Raw genomic sequence first — 21,858 nt, 5'->3', positions numbered from 1 at the left:
CGTCGTCGGCGTGGCGCTGACCGCTCTGGTGACTGCCGCGGCCGGCCCCATCTCGTTCATCGCCCTCGCCGCACCACAGATCGCTCGTCGGATCACGGGTGCGCCGGGCATCGGCCTGATCCCTGCCGGCGTCGTCGGTGCCCTGCTGCTGGCCGGCGCGGACGTCATCTCGATCGGCATCCAGCTGCCGGTCGGCATCATCACGGTCTCGATCGGTGGCAGCTACCTGCTCTGGCTCCTCGTCGGCGAGTACCGGAAGCGGTGACCTCATGGACCCCTACCTGGAAGGTGCAGTCGTGCACACCCTGACCAAGCCCCCAGCCGTCCTCGCAGACTCCACGGACCTGCGCGCCGAACGGGTCACGATCGGTTACGACAAGCGCATCATCTCCGAAGAGCTCAGCGTCAACATCCCGCCGGGCTCGTTCACCGTCATCATCGGCCCCAATGCCTGCGGCAAGTCGACCCTGCTGCGGGCGCTGTCGCGTCTCCTGCCGCCCAGGGAGGGATCCGTGCTCCTCGATGGCAAGGAGATCTCGCAGTACCGGGCCAAGGAGGTCGCCCGGCGTATCGGCCTGCTGCCGCAGACCTCGATCTCACCAGACGGCATCTCGGTCGCAGACCTGGTCGGACGCGGACGCTATCCGCACCAGAAGCTGCTCCAGCAGTGGTCGGCCCAGGACGAGATCGCCGTGGCGGAGGCGCTGGAGGCGACCCACCTGACCGACTTGTCCGCGCGCCTGGTCGACGAGCTCTCCGGCGGGCAGCGGCAACGGGTCTGGGTCGCGATGGTGCTGGCGCAGCAGACCCCGCTCCTGCTGCTCGACGAACCCACGACCTTCCTCGACATCGCCCACCAGATCGAGCTCATGGAGCTCTTCCGCGGGTTGCACGCCGACGGACACACGCTGGTGGCCGTGCTTCACGACCTGAACCATGCAGCTCGGTACGCCACCCACCTCATCGCGATGAAGGACGGTCAGGTCGTGGCCGAGGGACCGCCCGAGGAGGTGGTGACGGTGCAGACCGTCTCCGACGTGTTCGGCATCGACTCGGTCGTGATCGCTGATCCGATCACCGGGGGACCCTTGGTCGTGCCGTACATGGCCAGCGAGGAACCCTGACGAGAACGCTCAGCGATCAATCATGCGCTGCATCGCCTCGGGATAGCGGTCGCCCGTCAGGTCGACCGCCGCCGACGCCCGGTCGAGCTCGGCGAGATCGTCGCCGCTGAGCTCGATTTCGGTGGCGCCGAGGTTCTCGTCGAGCCGGGAGATGCGGCGGGTGCCGGGAATCGGCACCATCCACTCGCGCTGCGCCAGGAGCCAGGCCAAGGCGATCTGTCCCGGTGTTGCGCCCGTGCGCGCCGCAACCTGCTTGACGGCGTCGACGAGGGCGAAGTTCTTGGCCAGCGCCTCGGGGGTGAACCGCGGAAGGTTCGCACGGATGTCGTTCTCGCCGAACGTGCTGTCGGCGGTGACCTGACCGGTCAGGAATCCGCGCCCGAGCGGGCTGAACGGGACGAAGCCGATGCCGAGCTCGTCCAGCACCGGCAGGATCGCCTCCTCGGGCTCGCGCCGAGAACAACGAGTACTCGCTCTGCAGGGCCGTGACCGGCTGGACGACGTGCGCGCGGCGGATGTTGTCGACGCCAGCCTCCGACAGGCCGAAGTGGCGGACCTTGCCGTCGGCGATGGAGCTCCTTGACCGTGCCGGCGACGTCCTCGATCGGTACGTGGGGGGTCGACCCGGTGCTGGAACAGCAGGTCGATGGTGTCGGTGCGGAGCCGGCGCAGCGAACCGTCGACGGCCGCGCGGATGTCGGCCGGACGGCTGCTCACGCCGGTCTGCTGGCCGTCGGCGTCGAACACGAAACCGAACTTGGTCGCGATGACGACGTCGTCGCGGACCGGTTGCAGCGCCTCGCCGACGAGCTGCTTCGTTGTGGAACGGTCCGTAGACCTCGGCAGTGTCGAACAGGGTGACACCGCGGTCGACGGCCTCGCGGATGAAGGAGATCATCTCGTCGCGCGGCGGACGCGGGCCGAAGCTCATGGTCATGCCCATGCAGCCGAGTCCGAGGGCGGACGTCTGGAGGGCGGCAGGTCCGAGCAGGCGGGTGTTCATGAGGGGGCGGGCTCCTTCGTCAGGGGGTGATTCATGGTGGCACGTGCCGAACAACGGTCCTGTCGCACCAGGCCGTTCACGCCTGGGAGGCGAGACGGGCCAGGATCTGTCTGACGGGTTCTGCGCTGGCCTCGGCATGCCCGGTCCGCAGCCCACAGGTGGGCTCGCTCGACGTCACCGGCATCGACGGCGGCCTTGCGCAGGGGACTCGTCAGGTGGTGGATGGCGGGATAGCCGCTCGGGGTGGTGCCGGAGTAGGTGTCGGTGAAGCGGTTGCGCAGCGCACGGGCTGGACGCCCGGTGAAGGCGCGGGTCACGACAGTCGCGGCGCGGGCCGGATCGACGAGTGCTGCCTGGTGGACGGCCGATGCGCCGCTCTCGTCGGATCGAAGCAGCGCAGTCCCAACAGACACGGCCTGCGCGCCGGCAGCCAGAGCGTCGGTCACGTCCCGGGGTCGGCTGATGCCGCCTGCTCCGATGAGCGGGATCGACACCGCTACGGCGATCTCATCGAGCAGGTCTGGCAGCGGCCGCTCGGGCGGGATGATGGACGGGGTCAGGGTGCCCGAGTGCCCGCCGGCGGCCGATGCCTGCACCGCGAGCGCATCGACGCCGGCCTCGGCTGCGCGCCGCGCCTCGTGCGCCGAGGTCACGGTCTGGACCGTGAGGGTGCCAGCCTTCTTGAACGCCGCGACGACGTCGTCGCTCGGTAGGCCGAAGGTGAAGCTGACGACCGGCACGGGATCGGCCAGCAGCAGGTCGACCTTCTCGTGCCAGGAGTCGTCGTCCTCCCGCAGGGCGATCAGGTCGAGGGAGAGCTGGTAGTCGTCCGCCTCGGGCTGGAGCTCGCGCGCATAGGCCCGGTAGTCCTCGAGCGAGATCGGGTCGGGGTTCGGGGCGAAGAGGTTCACGCCGAACGGGACCGCTGCGGCGCGCACCGCCTGCACCTGGTCGGCCAGGGCGGCGACGTCCTTGTATCCGGCGGCGAGGAGCCCGAGGCCTCCCGAACGTCCGGCCGCGATGACCAGGGCAGGAGTCGTCGCTCCACCGGCCATGGGTGCGGCAAGCACCGGAAGGGTGATCCCGAGCTCGGTCAACAGGTCCGGCCCCGAGGATGCGTGCGCCATGGAGTCCACGATATCCGTGGCATGACAGCCCGCACCCGCGGGAATAGCCGGCCCCGGATCGGGTACCGCACGGGAACCATGCGACCGACGGAGGACAGATGAGCACACCTGATTCCCACGCCCGTCCCGACGGGGTCGGCGACGCCACGGTCGAGGCGCTCGGCAAGGTGAGCGAGGCGTTGGAGGTCGTGGAGGAGGCCCGTGGGGCCTGCTGTACGCCTTCCACCGTCGGTGCGGCACGGCAGACCTCATGCTCGGCGAGGCAGTCAGCCGCTTCGGGCGGCCGGTCACGACACCCACGCCGACGCAATCGAGACTGACCTGGTCGGCCGCAACATCCTCGGAGGGACGGTGGTCGTTCCAGGTGGTCGAGGAGTACGACGCCACGTACTACCAACCGTTCCGTGACCACGAGCAGACGGTTCGGGACGCCCTGATCGAGGGCAGGCAGCACGTGTACGAGGCGGAGATGAAGGAACGCCGACGCAGTCCAGGGCGTCGGCACCACGAAGCACGGACCGGCCGACGGGGCCTGACAGTGCTAGCCGTGCCGACGTGTTCCGGGCGCCGATGCGTTCGCGCCTCGATTCTGTTGACGCTGCTGCCGCAGTCGACTGGGCCCTCCGTGCGGGCGTCGTCGGCGTCGGGGAGCAGGGGAGTGCGCAGGAGCTCGACCGCGTCCAGGCCCGCCTGCGCCGGTTCGCCGACGCAGCGGTCGGCTCGTTCGTGTGGACGCGGCGTGCCGACTCGATGCTGTTCGTCGGGCGGATCGACGGCCCGCTGCGTGAGGAGCCCGCTGGTGCGCCCTTCGACCTGAGAAGCGTCCGGCCCTGCCGGTGGCACGGCGATCCGGTCGACCCGGCCGCCGTCCCCGCGGCCGTGCTGACCAGCTTCGAGCGGGGCGGACGGAACTTCCAGCGGATCAACGCCGACGGCGTCGAGACGTCGGTGGCGAGACTGTGGAACCAGCCTGTCAGTCACCCACACGCACGAAGACCCCGACCTCTCGTAGAGCGGCCGGGGTCGTGCTGGGTGCGGTCAGGCTCTGGAGCCGCCGCGGTTGAAGATGCTCCATCCACCGGGTCCGACCGCAAGGCCGAGCACGATGAGGACGATTCCCCACAACACGCTGCCACCGATGAGGGTGACGATTCCGGCAATCACGAGGATGACGGCTGCGATCCATAGAAGTAGTGACATGGCATCTCCTGTTCTGTTGTAGATCCGGCCGAGGTGTTCGCTGCGTGAGCGACTCAGCCGGACACCTCCCCAGTACCCGGCCGGACAGATCTGAAACCTCGACCGGGGCAAAGGACGACAGATCGGTGTTCGACTCGGTCTGGCCGTCAGATTCTGGGCAGCCCTTGTCGTTTCAGTCGATACCGGTATGTATGAACTCAACCTCGCAGGAAATCTGAAACTCGATGATTCGGACCTGCTATAGCAGCAGCATGCCTGTGGTGCGGGCTAGTCTTGGCCTCATGACAGGTGGCGAGATGGTCCCAATCGCAAAGGTGGCCAAGACTGCCGCGAAGGCCATCAAGAACGACCCGAAGACGGCGGAGTCGTTGTTGGATCTCGCAAAGGAGACTCCCCACTTTCAGGCCGCAGCAAACTCCGTGGCGAAGCGGCAAGCGGTGAAGCAAGCACTAATTCTCAAGTTCTGGCAACCGCTTGGTCGATTTGCGGGGGCGTCTAGTGACTACTTCAACTCTGAGTTCCCGGCCGATCTCACCGAGAAAATGAAGAACGTCCCTGACGAGGAGATTCAGACTCCGAAGCCGAACGTCGCCATGCCTGCCCTAGAAGCACTCGCTTACTCGGTGGAAGAGGCTGAGCTCAAGGAGATGTATCTAAACCTCTTGGCTCGTGCATCCGACAAGCGGACTTCATCTCTGGCCCATCCCGGCGTACTCCCAGATCATCCGACAACTCGACGCCAGTGAGGTAGAACTGCTCGCCGTCGCGTTGGCGAACTTGATGTGTCCGATGGTCATCATTACGGAGCAGGCTGCAACCCGGGAGGGCCGAACGAGGGTCGTGCACAATCTGATGAACACATATCGCGGCGGCAGTCAGTGGGTCATTCCTGACTCGGAGAGCTGGGTTAACAACTGGGTCAGGTTGGGCTTGGGTAGAAATTGACTTCGCCAGCTTCTCCACTGACCCTCGGGCCTACACCTGGGTCGATAATAGGCCGGAGATGTTCGCTCGGAAGGCGGGCGCGGTCGAGGGCGCCGTCATCGGCTTCGACAAGGGTTTTCTCCGGCCTACAGCTTTCGGTCGCAACTTCGCCCTCGCGGTTATGAGCGGCGGTCCAAGGTCATCGAATGTCGAGATCCGCCCTGGACCGGCGCCGACGCCAGTTGAACGACAGGAACCTCCGACTTACAGATGGCTTCCCACCAGGTCAGCCAGTTTGGGACACGCGAGATCCAGAGATAAGTTCCTTGACTCCGATTTTCGCGAATACCAGGGACCAGAACCGGCATACGGGCACGCGGGAATGAATGGAGTCGCACATGGCTGGTTACGCCGGCGTTTCCGCCAAGTTCGTCGGTGACATCCTGTACTTTCCTCACAGGAGGTTGGCCGGTGGACGCGTTTCAAGATTGGTTGGCAATTGTTGGGTTTGTCCTGACCATCGTCGGCTTCGGTCTAACCTTCTGGCAGCGAAGACGCACAAAGCGTGTAGCGGAGGCAACACAGGAGACGGTCTACAAGGCAACAGATCGTGTGCGATACAACCAGTTGCTGGTGCTTCTCCCGCAGTCGCAGAATTTGGAGCCAGAGTGAGATACTGCCGTTCGCGAGGACGACAGCCGTGTTGCGGGCGCAGAACCCTGGTGCGGTGGAATCAACTCGCCAGCCAGGTTCAGGGCATCCTGTCGACCATGGGAGCTGAATACGAGGAGACAGCTTTGGATCTGACCAAGAGTTGCGAAGCGGCCGCGGGCGCGAAGGGCGACCTGGTCGACGGCAATCTCCTGGTGAAAGACGTCACCAAAGAGGCGCGTGCGTTGATGGCAAATCTCTCTACCGCACTTGGTGGGATACTCGGGTCAATCTCGACCCAAGCCAGCGCGCCTGTCGAAACCGATCCGGGCGTGGGGAAGAACTTACTGTCGACAAATTCATATAGGGGCGCTAAATGACACAACTCCCGATTGGCACTGAACTCTTCGCGGAGTTGATCGCGGACCTCATCGATCTCACCAATGAGGGCAAGGTCGAATGGGAGGTGGCGATGGATGAAGGCATGCCGTACGAGTATGAGGTGGACATTCAGAGTTGGAATGTCGACCTTCGATCGGCGGATGGAGATGGCCAGGTCCCCTTTGTGCTGCGAATTTTCAAGGGTGCTGACCTGCAGGCGGAACTGGACTCGCGTACTTGGCGTGAGTTCAACAGTCCACTCACTAGCTCTACAAGGTAGTCGTGCGTCAGGTAACCCGCGTGGACGTCAGCTCTGCACCGTTGGTCGAGGAACTTCGTAACCTGAAAGGGCCGCGGTCCTAAGGGAATCAAGTAGCGCCGAGAGCCGTCGTGTATCCCTAGCCTCAACCTCACGCCAGCGGCGTTCTGCGAGATTGGAGGGACCAGCATCGGCCGAAGCCGGACCGAATGATTGAACGAGGCGACGACGGGCACTTGGGAGGTGGCGGGTCCAGCGGGACTCGCGCAGTCCCCCTGAGACTTGATCGTGAGAGGCACCCCATGAGAGCACTGACCTGGCAGGGCAAGCAGAAGGTCAGCGTCGAGACGGTCCCCGATCCGCAGATCGTCGAGCCGGACGACATCATCATCGAGGTCACCACGACGGGCCTGTGCGGATCCGACCTGCACCTGTACGACCCGCTCGGACCGTTCCTGCACCAAGGCGACGTGCTGGGACACGAGCCGATGGGGCGGGTCGTCGAGTGCGGAGCTGACATCACGGACCTCGTCATCGGCGACCGGGTCGTCATCCCGTTCCAGATCGCGTGCGGTAGGTGCTTCATGTGCCAGCGGGGTCTGCAGACCCAGTGCGAGACGACGCAGGTGCGCGAGTACGGCATGGGCGCTGCGCTGTTCGGCTACACCGATCTGTACGGCGCGGTGCCGGGGCGCAGGCCGAGTTCCTGCGCGTGCCGCACGGCGACTACGGACCGATCAAGGTTCCGGAGGGGCCGAGCGACGAGCGGTTCGTGTACCTGTCCGACGTCGCGCCCACCGCCTGGCAGGGCGTCGAGTACTCGGGCGTGCAACCCGGTGAGACGTTGCTGATCGTCGGGCTCGGCCCGATCGGTGAGATGGCCGCACGGATCGCCCCTGCTGCGCGGAGTCCGCGTCCTCGGCGTCGACCTGGTTCCCGAACGGCTGGCGCGGTCAGCCAGTCTCGGCGTGGAGACCATCGACCTGAGCGCTGGCGACACCCTCGCCGCGATCCGCGACAAGACCGCAGGTCGCGGGGCCGACGCTGTCATGGAGGCGGTCGGCATGGAGGCGCATGGCTCGCCGATCGCCGAGACCGCCCAGAAGATCGTCGGCCTGCTGCCCAAGGCCCTGTCACGCCCGATCATGACCAATGCCAGCACCGACCGGCTGGCCGCCCTCGACCTGTCGTTCCATGCGGTGCGCCGAGGTGGGGTCGTGTCGATCAGCGGCGTGTACGCGGGCGCGGCCGATCCCTTCTCGATGCAGCTGATCTTCGACAAGCAGCTGACCCTGCGGATGGGACAGGCCAACGTCAAGCGCTGGGTCGACGACATCCTGCCGTTGGCGTTGGACGATGCGGACCCGCTGGGGCTCGAGACCTTCGCGACCCATCACCTGGCGCTGGACGACGCCCCGGCCGCGTACGAGATGTTCCAGAAGAAGCAGGACGGTGCCATCAAGGTGTTGTTCAAGCCGTGACGGACGTCGTGCGGGAGGCCGTGGAGTTCGGCGGCCTGAGCATCGCCTTCGACCACCGGGTCCTGGAACCGCGCACCTGGACCTTGGCGCAGTCGGCCTGGGCCGCCGACCTGCTGCACGAGGCGCCGGACGGCCCGGTGCTCGAGTGTTCCGCCGGGGTCGGCACATCGGCCTGGCCGCGGTCTCGCAGAACCGCAGATCGCTCGTCATGGTCGATCTCAACCCCGCAGCCTGCACGCTGGCGGTGCACAACATCGCCGCCGCCGGGATGGGCGACCGGGTCGAGGTGCGACAGGGGCGGATCGACGAGATGCTCGAGTGGGACGAACGCTTCTCGGTGATCATCGCCGACCCTCCGTGGGTCCCCACTGCGGACATCGTCCAGTTCCCACAGGATCCGACGATCGCGATCGACGGCGGGGCTGACGGCCTCGACCTGGCGAGGACGGCATGCGCCGTGATCCATGCGCACCTGGCGATCGGGGGATCTGCGGTGCTGCAGCTCGGCTCGTCCGAGCAGGTTGACGCCATGGACGTGTACCTCGATCGGGACCTGGGATCAGATCTCGGCGTCGCGGAGGTGCGTCACTTCGACCGTGGTGTCCTGGTGCGGCTCGAGCGCTAACGGTTCGCGATGACCTTGTGGGTGCCGTCGCACCACGGCTGCGACCCGGACTTGCCGCACCGGCACACCGCGCTGATCGGGCGGGTCGTGCGGTGCAGGTTGCCGTCGGCGTCCTGCACCGTCTGGTCGCCACGGATCAGGATCGGTCCGTCGGGGCAGACGATGACGTCGGGGTGCTCGGAGCCGGTCACGCTGCCCACGCCTCGAGCATGCGGCGGGCGAATCGGTCCTCGAGGTCGAGGCACGTGAAGGCGCCGAAGAAGACGTCGTCACGCAGACGTGGTTCGTCGACCAGGAGCGATCCGCAGATCGTCCGCACGGCCAGCTGCTCGTGGACGGCGTCGGCCTCGACGTGCTCGGTGTAGTAGCCGATCATCGACTCTGGCAGCTCCAGTCGGGTGAAGCCTTGAGCGAGGCGTCGCGACGGGATGCTGCTCGTCACCTCGAAGGCTGCGAGGTGGCCGAGAGCGGCACCCCGCAGTCGGCGGTTGAGGCCGAACAGTGACATCGCATCGTTCTCCTCCAGCACCTCGACGGGCACGTCGTCGATGTAGGCGCCGTACTCGGGACGCAGCCCGCAGTCGTCGAGGCCCCGGCGAAGAGCTCGGCGTGCAGCCTGCTCGGGTCGCCGCAGCCGTACTCGTCGAACTGCAGCTCCATGAGGGCCGCCTTGGTGGCGTTGCCCAGACGAGGCACGAGCCAGGAGCTCGGATCGGACTCCTTGAGGTGGTAGATCGACCGGAGCCGAAGCAGGTCGAGCGCCTGCTCGCGGTTGGCGTCCTGGCGGATGAACGTGGCCAGCGACGGGCCGTCGTGGGCTGCGACGAAGGCGAAGAACGTCTCGGCGAACTCACCGTCTGGCACCGCGACCGGCGCGCGGTCGCGCAGCGTCTGCTCGAATGACGTCTCCAGCGAGCGGCGGAGCTCGATCAGCTGGGCTGCCACTCCAGGTGGTCGTCGACGTCGTCGAAGCCCCGGTAGTGCAGCTCGTACAGGGCCCACAGGCAGATGTGCAGGTCGAGGTCGTTGTCGGGCAGGGTGCGCAGGGCCTCGCGCCAAGACGGCTCGGCTGACCGCATCTGTCCGAACACGATGTCGCTGAGCGAGCCGCGTCCCTTGGGGTCAGCACGTCGAAGTCCCTGCGGGATGGGCGTGGGCGGGACGGTGGGTCAGGTGATCGTGCATGGTCGTCCTTGCGGTGTGCTGGGATCCGGCCGGGTGCACGACAGGACTCCGTGGTGGTACCCAGGTCGGCGTACTTCAAGCGTCGGGCTTTCCTCGGGGATCGACCGGTTGGAGCGAGGGGTCGATGGGTACGCGGACAGCATGAGTGAATACGAAGACGACCAGCTGGTGGCCATTCAGAACGTCGTGGACCGGGTCTCGGCCTACCAGGACGGCGCCACCCAGGAGACTGTGCTGGCCCAGCTGCGGGAGGGATTCGACGAGGTGGCCGTCGAGGTGTCGACCGACGACGTCGCCACGCTGGCAGAGGCCATCTACGACAACGACGGGGACGTGTCTGCTGCCGAGGTGATCGGCTGATGTCAGACGTCGACGCTGAGCGTCAACAGCATCTCGCCACGCTGATCGAGCGACTCGTGACTCGAGATTCTGCATGCTCACGACGGTTGGTGACGACGGGGTCCTGATCAGTCGTCCGATGTCGTTCCAGGACGTCGACCTCGATGTCGAGCTGTGGTTCATCGCGACACGTGACTCCCGCAAGGTGGCGCACCTGCAGCGCGACCCGTCCGTCTCGGTGACGGTCTCGACGAACAGCTCGTGGGTGTCGTTGAGCGGGGTCGGCGAGGTCGTCGACGACGACGCGTTGCTCAAGGAGATGTGGTCGACGTTCGCCGAGGCCTGGCTGCCCGAGGGGCCTGAGGACCCCAACGCGATCCTGCTCAAGGTCGACGTGCACTCGGCGCAGTACTGGGACAACCCAGGCGGACGTGTCGCGAGCGTCGTCAGCTTCATCAAGTCCAAGGTGACCGGCGAGCCCTATGACGGCGGTGACAGCGCGATCGTCACCGACCTCTGAGCGCGGTCAGCGTGCAGGTCAGTCCGCCAGCGGGGAGCCGATCTGGGCGCGAAGATCGTCATTGACGTCCAGACGTTGACGTTCATGGCGGCGGTGACGACGCCGTCGCGCAGCCAGTAGGCGACGAACTCGCCTGAGTCGCGGTCGCCGCGGATCACGACGTCGTCGTCCGCCGAGCCGCGGCCGACGTACTCCATCCCGAGATCGAACTGATCGGTGTAGAAGTAGGGCTGCCAGTCGTACGAGACCTTCTGGCCGAGCATCGACCGCGCAGCGGCTTGCCCTGGCGGATCGCGTTGTCCCAGTGCTCGACCCGAAGGGACGTGTCGAGTGCGGTGTTGAACGCGCGGGCGACGTCTCCCGCGGCGAAGATCGCCTCGTCGCTGGCGTGCGAAGGCGTTCGTCGACGACGATCCCGTCGTCGACGGACAGCCCGGCGGCCTCGGCGAGCTCGGTGCGGGGCGTGACCCCGATGCCGACGATCACCATGTCGGCGGGGATCGACTCGTCGCCGACCAGCACGGCCGAGACCCGGCCGTCGGTCTGCTCCAGGCCGGTCACGGTGACCGACGTCCGCAGGTCGACCCCGTTGCGGCGGTGCAGATCGGCGAAGTACCCCAGCGAGCTCGTCTCCCCAGCACCCGCTGCAGAGGCAGCGGCGCCGACTCGAGCACCGTGACGGCCAGCCCGGCGGCGCGAGCCGCCGCCGCGGTCTCCAGACCGATCCACCCGGCGCCGATCACGACGACGCTCGACGACTCGCCGAACGCCGTCCTGATGCGGTCGCTGTCGGCCAGGCTGCGCAGCGTGAACACGCCGGCGGCATCTGCGCCCGCGAGATCGAGCGGACGGGGACGAGCCCCCCGTCGCGAGGAGCAGCTGGTCGTACCGGACCGTCTCACCGGAGTCGAGGTAGATAGTGCGCTCGTGCCGATCGATCGATCCGGCCGCCTGACCGAACAAGGTCTCGACGCCGTGGTCGTCGTACCACGTGCTGGTGTGGACGAAGAGCTCGTTGACGGGCTTGTCGCCCTGCAGGTAGCCCTTCGACAGCGGCGGGCGTTCGTACGGTCGGTCGGGCTCGTCGCCGATCAGGGTGATGGCGTCCTCGAAGCCCTCTTCGCGCAGGGTCTGGACGGTGTGCGCAGCGGTGAGTCCCGCACCGATCACGACGATTCCGGCAGTGCTGGCTGGCACGCTCATGCTTGCTCCTCAGGGGGTGCGATCTCTGCCATCATGCGCCTGATCGGACACAACGGCATCACGTCAGTGCTGTTGCACGTACTGATGTGATGACGTCCCGGCAGTTCTCGACCTAGACTCGCGCCATGATCATCGTCGCTGGATGGCTGCTGCTCGAACCGTCGGACCGTCCTGCCTACCTCGCCGGGTGTCGCGAGGTCGTCGAGCAGGCCCGTGCCGCGCCCGGGTTGTCTCGACTTCAGCCTCACCGCCGACGTCCTGGTGGATGGGCGGATCAACGTGTACGAGCGGTGGGACAGCGAGGAGGGCTCACGGCGTTCCGCGGCGAGGGCCCGGACGAGGAGCAGCAGGCCGAGGTGCTCGACGCGTCGGTACGTCGTTACCAGATCGCGTCCGAGGGTCCTGCCTGAGCAACTTCTCGAGGGGCGCGGTGGCTGAGCAACCTCATCGGTCCGGCGCGGTGGCTGAGCAACCTCGATCGCCCGGATGCCGTTGAATTATCACCGCGTCGGCGGGACGGGGTGCAGATGAGGTTGCGGATCCACCGACCCGGGGTCGGTGGGGTCATGGCGCCAGGTAGTCCCGGCAGCTGCGCCATCGCCTCGTCGATCAGCGGCAGCAGCTCGGCCGTGTCCTCCAGCAGCCACTGCTCGTAGGCCGAGATCGCCAGGGCCAGGCTGACGTGACCGGCGACGCGTCGGGACCAGGGAGGTCGGTTCGATGTCGAGCCGATCGGCCACGTACTCCGCGATGACGCGGCGCCACTCCGTGTACTGGTGCACCGAGTGGGCCTGCAGTGTCGGGGTCGTCAGGATCAGCGACATGCGTTGGCGGTGCACGTGCGTGGTTGCGGCGTCGTAGTCGTTGAAGGCCAGGACGCCGCGATGCACGGCATCGGCCAAGGGCAGGTCGGCCGGCATCGAGGCGAGGATCTCGCGGAACGCGTCGAGGCTGGCTGCGAACTCGCCCCAGGGGATGTCGTTCTTGGACTCGTAGTAGCGAAACAGGGTGCGGCGACCGACGCCCACCTTGGTGGCGATGGCGTCCAGGGTGGTCCCTTCGAAGCCGTGCTCGGCGAACAGCTCGAAGGCCGCACGCTCGATCTCCGCATGGGAGGTCGCGACCGGGACGACCGGGGGAGGTGCGAGGGGAGGCCATGGTCAAGGAATCTAGCAACATCTGGGCCAGCCCTTCCTTTATGGCACCGAGTGCGGTTATTGTGTGATCCACACCGCTATCCGGAGGAGACCCTGATGAACGAGCCGACACCCACCACCGACGTCGTCGACGAGACCCCCGTGGCCGCCGAGGCACTCATCGAAGAGGTCTCGATCGACGGCATGTGCGGCGTCTACTGAGCCGACTCGACATGACCACCGACCAGCCGCACGCGAACGCGATGCTCGACGAAGCCTGGGACCTGTCCCCGGCGGTGGCCCTGCGTCCTGAGCCCTTCGGCGCCATGGCCTACCACTTCGGCAACCGCGAGCCGCACCTTCCTCAAGCGCAACGGCTGGTCGACGTCGTCCGCGGCCTCTCGGGCCATCCCGATGTCCGGGGTGCGCTCGAGGCCGCGGGCATCCGCGAGCTGACTGGCCCGGCTACGTCGCCGCCCTGCAGGGGCTTGCCGCCACCGACATGATCCGCCCGCGAGCCACCACGAACAAGGACGCAGCATGACGATCCTCGAGACCCGACCGGTCATCGACCGGCCGAAGAACGCCTCGCTCATCGAGCAGTTCGAGCTTCGGACTCGACGCCCCCATCTGCCTGACGTGGGAGCTGACCTACGCCTGCAACCTCGAGTGCGCACACTGCCTCTCGTCGTCGGGCCGTCGCCGACCCCGCGCGCTGACCACCGAGCAGTGCAAGGCCGTCATCGACGAGCTGCAGCGCATGCAGGTCTTCTACGTCAACATCGGCGGCGGCGAACCGACGATCCGCCCCGACTTCTGGGAGCTGCTCGACTACGCCGTCGCACACGACGTCGGCGTCAAGTTCTCGACCAACGGCGTGCGGCTCAACGCCGAACGTGCCCGGTTCCTGGCGAGCACCGACTACGTCGACGTGCAGATCTCGCTCGACGGTGCGACCGCCGAGGTCAACGACTACGTGCGCGGTCCCGGTTCGTACGACACCGCGATCATGGCCCTGAAGAACCTGCAGGACGCCGGGTTCAAGGATGCCAAGATCTCGGTCGTCTGCACGCGCCAGAACATCGGCCAGCTCGACGAGTTCAAGGCCATCGCCGATCAGTACGGTGCGACGCTGCGCCTGACCCGGCTGCGTCCCTCGGGCCGCGGTGCCGACGTCTGGGACGGCTGCACCCGCTGCCCGAGCAGCAGAAGACTCTGTACGACTGGCTCGTCGCGCATGGCGAGAACGTCCTGACCGGTGACTCGTTCTTCCACCTCGCAGGCCTCGGCGACACAGCACTGCCGGGCCTCAACCTGTGCGGCGCCGGGCGGGTCGTGTGCCTGATCGATCCGATCGGCGACGTGTACGCGTGCCCGTTCGCCATCCATGACAACTTCTTGGCCGGCAACATCTTGGCCGATGGTGGGTTCGAGACCGTGTGGCAGCGCTCCGAGCTCTTCACCGAGCTCCCGGTCACCGCAGACATCGGCGCGTGCACGTCGTGCCAGTTCTTCGACGCGTGCCGCGGCGGCTGCATGGCCGCCAAGTTCTTCACGGGCCTGCCGATGGACGGACCAGATCCCGAGTGCGTGCAGGGCTACGGCGAGGCCGCACTGGCAGCCGGCGACCGGGTCATTCCAGCGCAGAGCCAGGACCACTCCAAGAAGAACCCCACCCGAAATCAACCGGTCATGCTGACGCTCAGTCGGCGCAGTGACCTCGAAGCGCCACCGGTCTCGGCCTGCGCCGAGAACCCGTTGGCCGGCTTCGTCCTCTAGAAACGAGAACACCTGATCAGCAAGTGGAACCCCTGGGCCCAGAACCCCTGGTTCGAGTCGGTCGCGGTGGCGCAGCAGCGCGCCAAGAAGCGGCTGCCCGCCCCCGTCTACGGGGCCCTGGTCGCCGGCTCCGAGCGCGGCCAGTCGATGGCCGACAACGAAGCCGCCTTCATGGAGCTCGGTTTCGCACCGCACGTCGCCGGCCACCAGGCCAAGCGCGAGATGGCCACGACGGTCATGGGCCAGCAGATCTCGCTGCCGGTCATCATGTCGCCGACCGGTGTGCAGGCCGTCCACCCCGACGGTGAGGTCGCCGTGGCTCGCGCGTCCGCCGCGCGGGGCACCGTCATCGGCCTCAGCAACTTCGCGAGCCGCGCGGTCGAAGAGGTCGTCGAGGCCAATCCGGCGACGTTCTTCCAGATGTACTGGACCGGTGACCGCGATGTCATGGTGCAGCGCATGCAGCGCGCCCATGACGCCGGTGCGGTCGGCCTCATCGCGACGCTCGACTGGTCGTTCTCGATGGGCCGCGACTGGGGCAGTCCCGAGATCCCCGAGAAGGTCGACTTCAAGACGGCGGTCAAGTTCGCCCCGCAGGTCATCCGCAAGCCGCGCTGGCTCGCGTCCTTCGCCCGCGACCTGCCCGATCTGACCGCCCCCAACCTGGCGGCGCCGGGCGAGCAGAAGGGGCCGACGTTCTTCGGCGCCTACTACGAGTGGATGACGACGACACCTCCGTCGTGGGACGACGTGGAGTGGATGCGCGAGCAGTGGCAGCAGATCTCGGGCGGACGACCGTTCATGCTCAAGGGCGTCTGCCGCATCGATGACGCCCTGCGCGCCGTCGACGCGGGCGTCACGGCGATCTCGGTGTCCAACCACGGCGGCAACAACCTCGACAGCACCCCCGCGCCGATCCGGATGCTGCAGCCGATCAGCAACGCCGTCGGCGACCAGATCGAGGTCGTGCTCGACGGCGGGATCCGCCGCGGCTCCGACGTCGTGAAGGCCGTCGCGCTGGGTGCTCGCGCCGTCATGATCGGTCGGGCCTACCTGTGGGGGCTCGCCGCGAACGGCCAGACCGGTGTCGAGAACGTCCTCGACGTCCTGCGCAGCGGCATCGACTCCGCGCTGCTCGGCATGGGGGTGTCGTCGATCGACGAGGTCACGCCCGAGCACCTGGTGATCCCCGACGGGTTCACCCGCGCTCTCGGAGTCCCGGCGCAACGATGAGTCACCTGCTGTCAGATCAGACCTGGCCGGAGCTGGACGGCAGGCCATTCGTCCTGGTCCCGGGTCGGGTCGATCGAGCAGCATGGTCCGCACCTGCCGCTCGACACCGACACCGTGATCGCGGTGGCAGTGGCCGATGCGGTCGCCACTGCGCTGGACGGGACAGTCGGTGGCAGGGACGTGCTGGTCGCGCCGCCCGTCTCGTACGGCTCCAGCGGCGAGCACCAGTCGTTCGCCGGCACGAGCCGATCGGCACCGAGGCGCTGCAGCTGTTCGTGATCGAGCGGTGCGCTCGATGTCGACCTGGGCCGGGCGCATCGTGTTCGTCAACGCCCACGAGGAAACGTCGCCGCGATCTCCAAGGCGGTGTTCCAGATGACCGCCGAGCAGCACGACGTCGGGCTGGGTGCCGTGTGCGACCGAGGACGTCGACCTGCACGCGGGCTTCACCGAGACCTCGCTGATGCTGCACCTGCGGCCAGCATCGGTCCGGCTCGATCGAGCGGAGCCGGGAGACACGCGTCCGCTGACCGAGATCCTGCCGCAGCTGATGGCGGGCGGGGTCGGCGCCGTCTCGGTCAACGGGGTCCTCGGCGACCCGGCGGAGCCTCGGCCGGTCACGGCGCCGAGGTGCTCGCGACCATGGTGCACGACATCGTGCAGCGGATCGAGCGCGGCACGACCGACGTGCACGGGATGTTGCGCGTTGCTGCCTGACGGGTTCGTCGTGCGGCTGCACGACGAGGTCGACCTCGGACCGGTCCCTGGTCGCCGGGACGAGGGTCCTGCGGCTGTCGCCCGTCGCCCGGCAGCTGATCGTCGACCGCACCGTCATGGTCGACTCCCGCACCTCGGCGCTGCTCGCCGACCGGTTGCTCGACCTCGACCTGGCCGATCCCGTGCTGCCCGATGGTCCTGCTGCTCACATCACGGTCGTCATCCCGGTCAAGGACAATGCCTCGGGAGTCGAACGTCTGCTGACGGTGCTGGTTCCACACCTGCCGTGCATCGTGGTCGACGACGCCTCAGCCGAAGCCGGTGCGGTGGCCGACGTCGCCTACCGCCATGGGGCGATGCTGATCAGGCTCGACCACAACCTGGGGCCTGCGGCCGCTCGGGACGTGGGACTCAAGCAGGTCACGACGCCCCTGGTGGCCTTCGTCGACTCCGACGTCGAGGTGTCGGTCGAGTCGCTCGCTGCCCTCGGCCGCCACTTCGCCGACCCGCGGCTCGCTGCTGCTGCGCCGCGCGTCCGCACCCGGTCGGGAGCCCGGTGGTTCGAGCGCTACGAGGCGTCGTCCGGCTCCCTCGACCTCGGCCCGCGGCCCGCGACGGTTCGCCCGTGGTCGCCCGTGACGTACGTGCCGAGCGCCTGCCTCGTCGGGCGGGTCGACGCCTTGGGTGCGGGATTCGATCCGAGCCTGCGCAGCGGCGAGGACGTCGACCTGGTGTGGCGCTTGCAGGCGGACGGGCATCGGGTCCGCTACATCGCCGAGGTCACGGCGCACCATGACGCGCGCCGGACGGTGACGGGCTGGCTGGGCCGCAAGGTCTTCTACGGGACGAGTGCCGCACCACTGGCTCGCCGCCACGGCGACCGGGCTGCACCGGCCGTCATGACGTTGCCGGTGGCGACGGTGTCGATCGGTCTGCTGCTGCAGCGTCGATGGTCCCTTGCGGCCGCTGCGGTCGCAGCCGGCTTCTTCGTGCGTGACACCGGAGCCGCGCTCGGTGATCTCCCGGCGCGGCGACGACGTGCCGTGGTCGTCGCGACCGGCGGCACGATGCTGCGCCAGACCTCGGGGCTGGTGCTGCGGCACTGGTGGCCCGCCTCCCTCGTGCTGGCCGTGGCTTCGCGACGTGGTCGGCGCGCGCTGCTGGTGGCGGGAGCCCTCGACGTGGTCGCGGCTCACCGCTCGTCCGACCGGCAGCGACCTGCTCCGCTTCGGGCTCGCCCGCCGGGCCGACGACATGGCCTACGGATGGGGCGTGTGGCGCGGCGCTGCTCGTGAAGGTTCGGTGCGCTGCCTGCTGCCCCGTTGGGTGTCTCCTCGGGTACGGACATGACGGCCTCGCCGACGACGTACGACTACATCGTCGTGGGCGCCGGCGCCGCCGGATGCGTCGTCGCGGGTCGGCTCGCAGCCGAGTCGGGCGGAACGGTGCTGCTGGTCGAGCACGGTGGTCCGGCTCGCAGCCCGTTGCTCGCGGTGCCGCGGGCCTTCTACTTCACGCTTCGATCCAAGAAGTACACCGATCACTACGTGACGCTGCCGGTGGCGGGCGGTTCGCCCGAGACGTGGGTCCGGGGCCGCGGGCTCGGCGGATCGACGCTGGTCAACGGCATGATGTACGTCCGGGGCGCCGCCGCCGACTTCGAGGCTCTGCGCGACGCGGGCAACGTCGGATGGGGCTCGACCGAGTTCACGAGGGCGTACCGGCACGTCGAGGAGCGGCTCGGCGTGACGATCCCGGCCGATCACGACGATGTCACGGATGCGCTGTTCACGGCCGCGGCCGGTCGCGGGCTCCGGCGAGTCGCCGACTTCAATGCCGACGACGACGAACGGATCGGCTTCACCCCTGCGACGATCCGGGCCGGACGACGGGTCAGCGCAGCAGCCTTCCTGCGTCCGCGACCGCCGCGGCTGTCCGTCATGACCGGCGCCCGCGCCGACCGTGTCCTGCTCGACAGGACCCGAGCTGCCGGGGTCGTCGTGGAGCATCGCGGGCGGGGTCGTGACCGTGCATGCCCGGCGCGAGGTCATCATCTCGGCCGGCGCGATCGAGAGCCCGTTGCTGCTCGAACGTTCTGGGATCGGCCGCCCCGACGTGCTGCGCGACTCCGGGGTCCGCCCCGTCGTCGAGAGCCCGAACGTGGGGGAGCGGATCATCGAGCAGCGCGCCGTGAGCCTGCAGGTGCGGTTCCGCGACCGCCTGGGTGCGACCGAACGGCTCGACACCCGGCGCGGACAGGTGCGAGAAGGGGCGCGGTACCTGGCGACGCGCCGCGGCCCGGTCGCCACGAGCGGCTACGACATCGTCAGCGCCTTCCGCTCCACACCGGCCACCTCCCGACCCGACGTGCAGGGGGTGTGGGTGCCCATGGCTCTCGACGAGACCGCAGACGACCTGCGGCTGGCGCCCTACTCTGGACTGCTGTTCACGGGCTACGCGCTGCGGCCGACCAGCACCAGCAGCATCCACCTCGGTGGTGCCGAACCGGGCTCCCCGCCGATCATCACGCCCCGCTTCCTGGAGCACGAGGCCGAACGACGCACGACCGGTGCGATCCTCGACCACGCGCGGCAGGTCGTCGCAGCATCGCCGCTGGCCGACCTGGTCGACCGGGAGGTGTTCCCGGGGCCTGCGGTGACGACCCCGGACCAGGTCGTCGACCATGCGCGGATCTCCGGCGGCGGGATCTACCACGCCGTCGGCTCGTGCGCGATGGGTCCGAACGACGATGACGTGGTCGACGCATCGTTGAAGGCCAGAGGAGTCGACGGCCTCCGGGTGACCGATGCGTCGGTGCTCCCGTTCCAGCTGTCCGGAAACACGGCGGCACCGGTCATGGCCGTCGGTTGCTCGCCGCCGAGCTGCTCCTGGCCTGACCGCGAGCGACGAGGTCACAGGTCGAGGACCAGCCGTTCGGACGTGCACCGTCCGACGCAGATCATCATGCTGCGGCCCGCCGCGCGCTCGTCCTCAGACAGGATCGAGTCGCGATGCTCCGGCGTGCCAGCGAGCACACGCGTCTCGCACGCTCCGCAGTACCCCTTCTCGCAGTCGTACGACAGACCCGGAAGCACGTCCTTGAGTGCTTCGATGAGTCGTCTGTCCCGCGGCACCGTCACGGTCGTCCCGGTGCGCGCGAGCTGCACCTCGAACTCGGTGTTCGCTGCCGGATCGACGTCGACGTCGAGGTCGTCGTGGGACGTGAAGTGCTCGACGTGCGCTGGTCGGCCATGCCGAGGACGTCGGCCTGCTCGCGGAGGGCCGTCAGCATCGCTGCCGGACCGCACGCGTAGACCGCTGTGTCGGGGTCGACCGAGGCCAGCAGCGCCGCCAGGTCCGGCAGACCGACCTCGTCCTGCGGCAGGAGGGTCAGCCGGTCGCCGGCCACGTGCGAGAGCTCGTCGACGAACGCCATGGTCGATCGGCTGCGGCCTCCGTACGACACCGTGAACTCGATGCCGCGGTCGGCCGCATCTCGCGCCATCGCGAGGATCGGCGTCACGCCGATCCCGCCGGCGATGAAGAGATAGCGTGCGGCGTCGACCAGGCCGAAGTGGTTGCGAAGACCGCGCAGGGTCAGCCTCGTGCCGGGTGCGGCGGCTCGTGGGCTCCTGCGATCCGCCCCGTCCTGCGGGTTCCCGCAGCACGCCGATCTGCCACTCGCGGGGGTTGTCAGGATCTCCGCACAACGAGTACTGACGCAGGCGGCCTGAGGGGAGCGGCGCTCGACATGTGCGCCGGGCCGCCACACTGGGAGGGCAGAGCCGTCCTCGCTGCGCAGACTGATGCCCAGCACGTCGCCCGACAGCGGCGTCGCGGCCGAGATCACCAGCTGTCGCGGCAGCACGGGTCGGTCCCGTTCTGCGAGGCCTCCCGCGGAGCGCCGGCCGGGGGTGAAGATCGCCGGTATCGCGTCGAAGCCCGCCTGGTTTCCGCTGGTCGGATAGGCCACCAGGCCATCGTCGATGACCCGGTAGTCGGGCAGCCGGGTCAGCACCTGGCTCATCATCTCGCGGAACATCGCGCGGGCCAGATGTGCTCCGGCGCAGCGGTGGGGAGCCGATGCCGAAGCTCAGGTGGCGGCTCGCATCGCGGTCGAGCTCGATTTGCTGCGGCTCGGGAAAGACCTCGGGATCGTAGTTGGCCGCGACCCAGGGGATGAGGATCCGCTCGCCGGCGCGGACGGGACAGCCGCCGACCGTGGTGTCGGTCGTGACGGTGCGCGCCATCGACTGGGACGGCGCGGCGGCGCGCAAGAACTCGTCGGTCGCGCTGTCGAGCAGGTCGGGTGACTCGATCAGCCTCCGCCGGTGCTCGTCGTGGCGGGAGAGGTGGACCAAGGTCCACCCGGTCAGCGAGGTCGTCGTGTCGACCCCGCCGGCGATCAGCAGCCCGATGACCGAGACGCCGTCCTCCTCGAAGTCGCTGCCGTCCTTGCGGCGGCCCTGCACGAGCGTGCTGACCGCGTCGTCCTGAGGCTGCGCGCGTCGTGCGCGGATCAGCTCGCGGATGCGATCGTCCATGTACGCGAGCCCGGCGGCTCCCCGCACGGCCCGTTCGCTGCCGGACTCGGCGGCGAAGATGTCGTGGATGGGGCCGGCGAGCTGCGCCCATTCGGCCTCCGGGAAGCCCAGCCAGTCGAGGGTGACCGCTGCCGGGAGCGGATTGGTCAGGTCGCGGACGAAGTCGCACGAGCCGAGCTCGATGAAGCTCGTCCACGATCCGGGTGGCGTGCCGGGCGATCATGGGGAGCACTCGTCGACGGCTTCGGCCGTGAGCAGGGGATTGATCAGCTCGCGGTAGTCGACCCGACTGCGGCGGGTCCAGCTCGATCGGGAACTGCTCGAGGCCGTGCCCCCTTCGGGATGACGATCTCGACGCCGCGGCCGCCGTGATTGCTGCGCGCCGACGAGAACGTGCTGTCGTCGCGGGCGATACGCGCGATGTCGG

At 68.1% G+C, this 21,858-nt stretch carries 28 protein-coding genes and 9 pseudogenes; 21 read left to right on the top strand and 16 right to left on the bottom strand.

The window, feature by feature from the left end:
• Window positions 1–10: 10 nt before the first annotated feature.
• Both ACHMWU_RS21530 and ACHMWU_RS21525 read left to right on the top strand, forming a co-directional pair.
• Complete coding sequence (locus ACHMWU_RS21530) at window positions 11–265, top strand: iron chelate uptake ABC transporter family permease subunit (RefSeq protein WP_396049158.1); 255 nt, start codon at window positions 11–13, stop codon at window positions 263–265.
• A 4-nt stretch (window positions 266–269) separates the two neighbouring features.
• The gene (locus ACHMWU_RS21525; protein ID WP_396047099.1) at window positions 270–1,124 is read left to right on the top strand and encodes an ABC transporter ATP-binding protein; all 855 of its coding nucleotides are present in this window, start codon (window positions 270–272) and stop codon (window positions 1,122–1,124) included.
• 9 nt (window positions 1,125–1,133) lie between these two features.
• Here ACHMWU_RS21525 and ACHMWU_RS21520 read toward each other — a convergent pair whose 3' ends face one another.
• The 3 genes and pseudogenes from ACHMWU_RS21520 to ACHMWU_RS21510 form a co-directional block, all read right to left on the bottom strand.
• A complete protein-coding gene (locus ACHMWU_RS21520) occupies window positions 1,134–1,550 on the bottom strand; it encodes an aldo/keto reductase (RefSeq protein ID WP_396049157.1) in 417 nt (138 codons plus the stop codon).
• Between the two features lie 246 nt (window positions 1,551–1,796).
• Window positions 1,797–2,022 (bottom strand): annotated as a pseudogene (locus ACHMWU_RS21515) (aldo/keto reductase); the annotation flags it as partial.
• Window positions 2,023–2,123: 101 nt separating this feature from the next.
• Entirely contained in the window at window positions 2,124–3,254 is a 1,131-nt protein-coding gene (locus ACHMWU_RS21510) for an NAD(P)H-dependent flavin oxidoreductase (RefSeq protein WP_396047097.1), read from the bottom strand.
• A 98-nt stretch (window positions 3,255–3,352) separates the two neighbouring features.
• Between ACHMWU_RS21510 and ACHMWU_RS21505 the strand changes: the two genes are divergently transcribed.
• Window positions 3,353–3,574 carry a hypothetical protein gene (locus ACHMWU_RS21505; protein WP_396047095.1) on the top strand — a complete coding sequence of 74 codons (222 nt, stop codon included), beginning with the start codon at window positions 3,353–3,355 and terminating at the stop codon, window positions 3,572–3,574.
• Between the two features lie 718 nt (window positions 3,575–4,292).
• Here ACHMWU_RS21505 and ACHMWU_RS21500 read toward each other — a convergent pair.
• The gene (locus ACHMWU_RS21500) at window positions 4,293–4,454 is read right to left on the bottom strand and encodes a GPGG-motif small membrane protein (RefSeq protein WP_396047093.1); all 162 of its coding nucleotides are present in this window, start codon (window positions 4,452–4,454) and stop codon (window positions 4,293–4,295) included.
• A 314-nt stretch (window positions 4,455–4,768) separates the two neighbouring features.
• Here ACHMWU_RS21500 and ACHMWU_RS21495 point away from each other — a divergent pair, with 314 nt between their 5' ends.
• From ACHMWU_RS21495 to ACHMWU_RS21470, 6 genes are all read left to right on the top strand, one after another.
• A complete protein-coding gene (locus ACHMWU_RS21495; RefSeq protein ID WP_396047091.1) occupies window positions 4,769–5,200 on the top strand; it encodes an Abi-alpha family protein in 432 nt (143 codons plus the stop codon).
• 900 nt (window positions 5,201–6,100) lie between these two features.
• A complete protein-coding gene (locus tag ACHMWU_RS21490) occupies window positions 6,101–6,409 on the top strand; it encodes a hypothetical protein (protein WP_396047089.1) in 309 nt (102 codons plus the stop codon).
• Window positions 6,406–6,690, top strand: coding sequence for a hypothetical protein (locus ACHMWU_RS21485; protein WP_396047087.1), 285 nt, complete (start codon window positions 6,406–6,408; stop codon window positions 6,688–6,690). The genes ACHMWU_RS21490 and ACHMWU_RS21485 overlap by 4 nt, the downstream gene beginning before the upstream one ends.
• A gap of 281 nt (window positions 6,691–6,971) precedes the next feature.
• Entirely contained in the window at window positions 6,972–7,520 is a 549-nt protein-coding gene (locus ACHMWU_RS21480) for an alcohol dehydrogenase catalytic domain-containing protein (RefSeq protein ID WP_396047085.1), read from the top strand.
• Window positions 7,521–7,541: 21 nt separating this feature from the next.
• On the top strand, window positions 7,542–8,150 hold the full coding sequence (locus ACHMWU_RS21475) for a hypothetical protein (RefSeq protein WP_396047083.1): 609 nt from the start codon (window positions 7,542–7,544) through the stop codon (window positions 8,148–8,150).
• A 145-nt stretch (window positions 8,151–8,295) separates the two neighbouring features.
• A complete protein-coding gene (locus ACHMWU_RS21470) occupies window positions 8,296–8,775 on the top strand; it encodes a methyltransferase (RefSeq protein ID WP_396047081.1) in 480 nt (159 codons plus the stop codon).
• Here ACHMWU_RS21470 and ACHMWU_RS21465 read toward each other — a convergent pair.
• The 3 genes and pseudogenes from ACHMWU_RS21465 to ACHMWU_RS21455 form a co-directional block, all read right to left on the bottom strand.
• Window positions 8,772–8,966, bottom strand: a complete 195-nt coding sequence (locus ACHMWU_RS21465) for a CDGSH iron-sulfur domain-containing protein (RefSeq protein WP_396047079.1) — start codon at window positions 8,964–8,966, stop codon at window positions 8,772–8,774. The two genes, ACHMWU_RS21470 and ACHMWU_RS21465, sit on opposite strands and share 4 nt — an antisense overlap.
• Window positions 8,963–9,471 (bottom strand): annotated as a pseudogene (locus ACHMWU_RS21460) (iron-containing redox enzyme family protein). Before ACHMWU_RS21460 ends, ACHMWU_RS21465 begins: the two are co-directional and overlap by 4 nt.
• A 233-nt stretch (window positions 9,472–9,704) precedes the next feature.
• Complete coding sequence (locus ACHMWU_RS21455; RefSeq protein WP_396047076.1) at window positions 9,705–9,866, bottom strand: hypothetical protein; 162 nt, start codon at window positions 9,864–9,866, stop codon at window positions 9,705–9,707.
• 235 nt (window positions 9,867–10,101) lie between these two features.
• Between ACHMWU_RS21455 and ACHMWU_RS21450 the strand changes: the two genes are divergently transcribed.
• A complete protein-coding gene (locus ACHMWU_RS21450) occupies window positions 10,102–10,320 on the top strand; it encodes a hypothetical protein (RefSeq protein ID WP_396047074.1) in 219 nt (72 codons plus the stop codon).
• 64 nt (window positions 10,321–10,384) lie between these two features.
• A pseudogene (locus ACHMWU_RS21445) lies at window positions 10,385–10,819 on the top strand (pyridoxamine 5'-phosphate oxidase family protein); the annotation flags it as partial.
• Here the strand turns inward: ACHMWU_RS21445 and ACHMWU_RS21440 are convergent.
• From ACHMWU_RS21440 to ACHMWU_RS21425, 4 genes and pseudogenes are all read right to left on the bottom strand, one after another.
• The gene (locus ACHMWU_RS21440; RefSeq protein ID WP_396049156.1) at window positions 10,780–11,016 is read right to left on the bottom strand and encodes an oxidoreductase C-terminal domain-containing protein; all 237 of its coding nucleotides are present in this window, start codon (window positions 11,014–11,016) and stop codon (window positions 10,780–10,782) included. The pseudogene ACHMWU_RS21445 and the gene ACHMWU_RS21440 overlap by 40 nt on opposite strands.
• 247 nt (window positions 11,017–11,263) lie before the next feature.
• Window positions 11,264–11,380 (bottom strand): annotated as a pseudogene (locus tag ACHMWU_RS21435) (hypothetical protein); the annotation flags it as partial.
• A complete protein-coding gene (locus tag ACHMWU_RS21430; protein ID WP_396049155.1) occupies window positions 11,377–11,634 on the bottom strand; it encodes an FAD-dependent oxidoreductase in 258 nt (85 codons plus the stop codon). The gene ACHMWU_RS21430 and the pseudogene ACHMWU_RS21435, both read right to left, overlap by 4 nt.
• Window positions 11,635–11,743: 109 nt before the next feature.
• Window positions 11,744–12,022: pseudogene (locus tag ACHMWU_RS21425) on the bottom strand (FAD-dependent oxidoreductase); the annotation flags it as partial.
• 125 nt (window positions 12,023–12,147) lie between these two features.
• Here ACHMWU_RS21425 and ACHMWU_RS21420 point away from each other — a divergent pair.
• Window positions 12,148–12,432, top strand: coding sequence for a hypothetical protein (locus ACHMWU_RS21420; protein ID WP_396047072.1), 285 nt, complete (start codon window positions 12,148–12,150; stop codon window positions 12,430–12,432).
• Here the strand turns inward: ACHMWU_RS21420 and ACHMWU_RS21415 are convergent.
• Complete coding sequence (locus ACHMWU_RS21415; protein ID WP_396049154.1) at window positions 12,402–12,686, bottom strand: hypothetical protein; 285 nt, start codon at window positions 12,684–12,686, stop codon at window positions 12,402–12,404. The two genes, ACHMWU_RS21420 and ACHMWU_RS21415, sit on opposite strands and share 31 nt — an antisense overlap.
• Before the next feature lie 46 nt (window positions 12,687–12,732).
• A pseudogene (locus tag ACHMWU_RS21410) lies at window positions 12,733–13,125 on the bottom strand (TetR family transcriptional regulator); the annotation flags it as partial.
• 150 nt (window positions 13,126–13,275) lie between these two features.
• Here ACHMWU_RS21410 and mftA point away from each other — a divergent pair.
• The 9 genes and pseudogenes from mftA to ACHMWU_RS21365 all read left to right on the top strand — a co-directional run.
• Complete coding sequence (mftA, locus tag ACHMWU_RS21405) at window positions 13,276–13,380, top strand: mycofactocin precursor MftA (RefSeq protein WP_396047070.1); 105 nt, start codon at window positions 13,276–13,278, stop codon at window positions 13,378–13,380.
• Between the two features lie 11 nt (window positions 13,381–13,391).
• The gene (gene mftB, locus ACHMWU_RS21400; RefSeq protein ID WP_396047067.1) at window positions 13,392–13,664 is read left to right on the top strand and encodes a mycofactocin biosynthesis chaperone MftB; all 273 of its coding nucleotides are present in this window, start codon (window positions 13,392–13,394) and stop codon (window positions 13,662–13,664) included.
• Between the two features lie 122 nt (window positions 13,665–13,786).
• Entirely contained in the window at window positions 13,787–14,413 is a 627-nt protein-coding gene (gene mftC / locus ACHMWU_RS21395; protein ID WP_396049153.1) for a mycofactocin radical SAM maturase, read from the top strand.
• On the top strand, window positions 14,335–14,937 hold the full coding sequence (locus tag ACHMWU_RS21390; RefSeq protein WP_396049152.1) for an SPASM domain-containing protein: 603 nt from the start codon (window positions 14,335–14,337) through the stop codon (window positions 14,935–14,937). Before mftC ends, ACHMWU_RS21390 begins: the two co-directional genes overlap by 79 nt.
• A 12-nt stretch (window positions 14,938–14,949) precedes the next feature.
• Window positions 14,950–16,170: a pre-mycofactocin synthase MftD gene (gene mftD / locus ACHMWU_RS21385; protein WP_396049151.1), complete on the top strand. Its 1,221-nt coding sequence runs from the start codon at window positions 14,950–14,952 to the stop codon at window positions 16,168–16,170.
• 114 nt (window positions 16,171–16,284) lie between these two features.
• Complete coding sequence (locus tag ACHMWU_RS21380) at window positions 16,285–16,449, top strand: hypothetical protein (protein WP_396047065.1); 165 nt, start codon at window positions 16,285–16,287, stop codon at window positions 16,447–16,449.
• Window positions 16,450–16,633: 184 nt separating this feature from the next.
• A pseudogene (locus ACHMWU_RS21375) lies at window positions 16,634–16,717 on the top strand (mycofactocin biosynthesis peptidyl-dipeptidase MftE); the annotation flags it as partial.
• Window positions 16,718–16,883: 166 nt separating this feature from the next.
• Window positions 16,884–18,182 (top strand): mycofactocin biosynthesis glycosyltransferase MftF, encoded by a 1,299-nt coding sequence (gene mftF / locus ACHMWU_RS21370; protein ID WP_396049150.1) that lies wholly within the window; start codon window positions 16,884–16,886, stop codon window positions 18,180–18,182.
• 51 nt (window positions 18,183–18,233) lie between these two features.
• Window positions 18,234–19,695, top strand: a pseudogene (locus ACHMWU_RS21365) (GMC family oxidoreductase); the annotation flags it as partial.
• A gap of 104 nt (window positions 19,696–19,799) precedes the next feature.
• Here the strand turns inward: ACHMWU_RS21365 and ACHMWU_RS21360 are convergent.
• From ACHMWU_RS21360 to ACHMWU_RS21350, 3 genes and pseudogenes are all read right to left on the bottom strand, one after another.
• Window positions 19,800–20,054 (bottom strand): 2Fe-2S iron-sulfur cluster-binding protein, encoded by a 255-nt coding sequence (locus ACHMWU_RS21360; RefSeq protein WP_396049149.1) that lies wholly within the window; start codon window positions 20,052–20,054, stop codon window positions 19,800–19,802.
• Window positions 20,024–20,929, bottom strand: a complete 906-nt coding sequence (locus tag ACHMWU_RS21355) for a hypothetical protein (protein WP_396047063.1) — start codon at window positions 20,927–20,929, stop codon at window positions 20,024–20,026. Before ACHMWU_RS21355 ends, ACHMWU_RS21360 begins: the two co-directional genes overlap by 31 nt.
• Before the next feature lie 136 nt (window positions 20,930–21,065).
• Window positions 21,066–21,431 (bottom strand): annotated as a pseudogene (locus ACHMWU_RS21350) (cytochrome P450); the annotation flags it as partial.
• Window positions 21,432–21,858 lie beyond the last annotated feature (427 nt).

It is taken from the genome of Aeromicrobium sp. UC242_57, from assembly GCF_044452305.1.
Taxonomy (GTDB): Bacteria; Actinomycetota; Actinomycetes; order Propionibacteriales; family Nocardioidaceae; genus Aeromicrobium.
The sequence above is the reverse complement of the archived record's forward strand: the minus strand, read 5'-3'. Positions and strand labels throughout refer to the sequence as shown.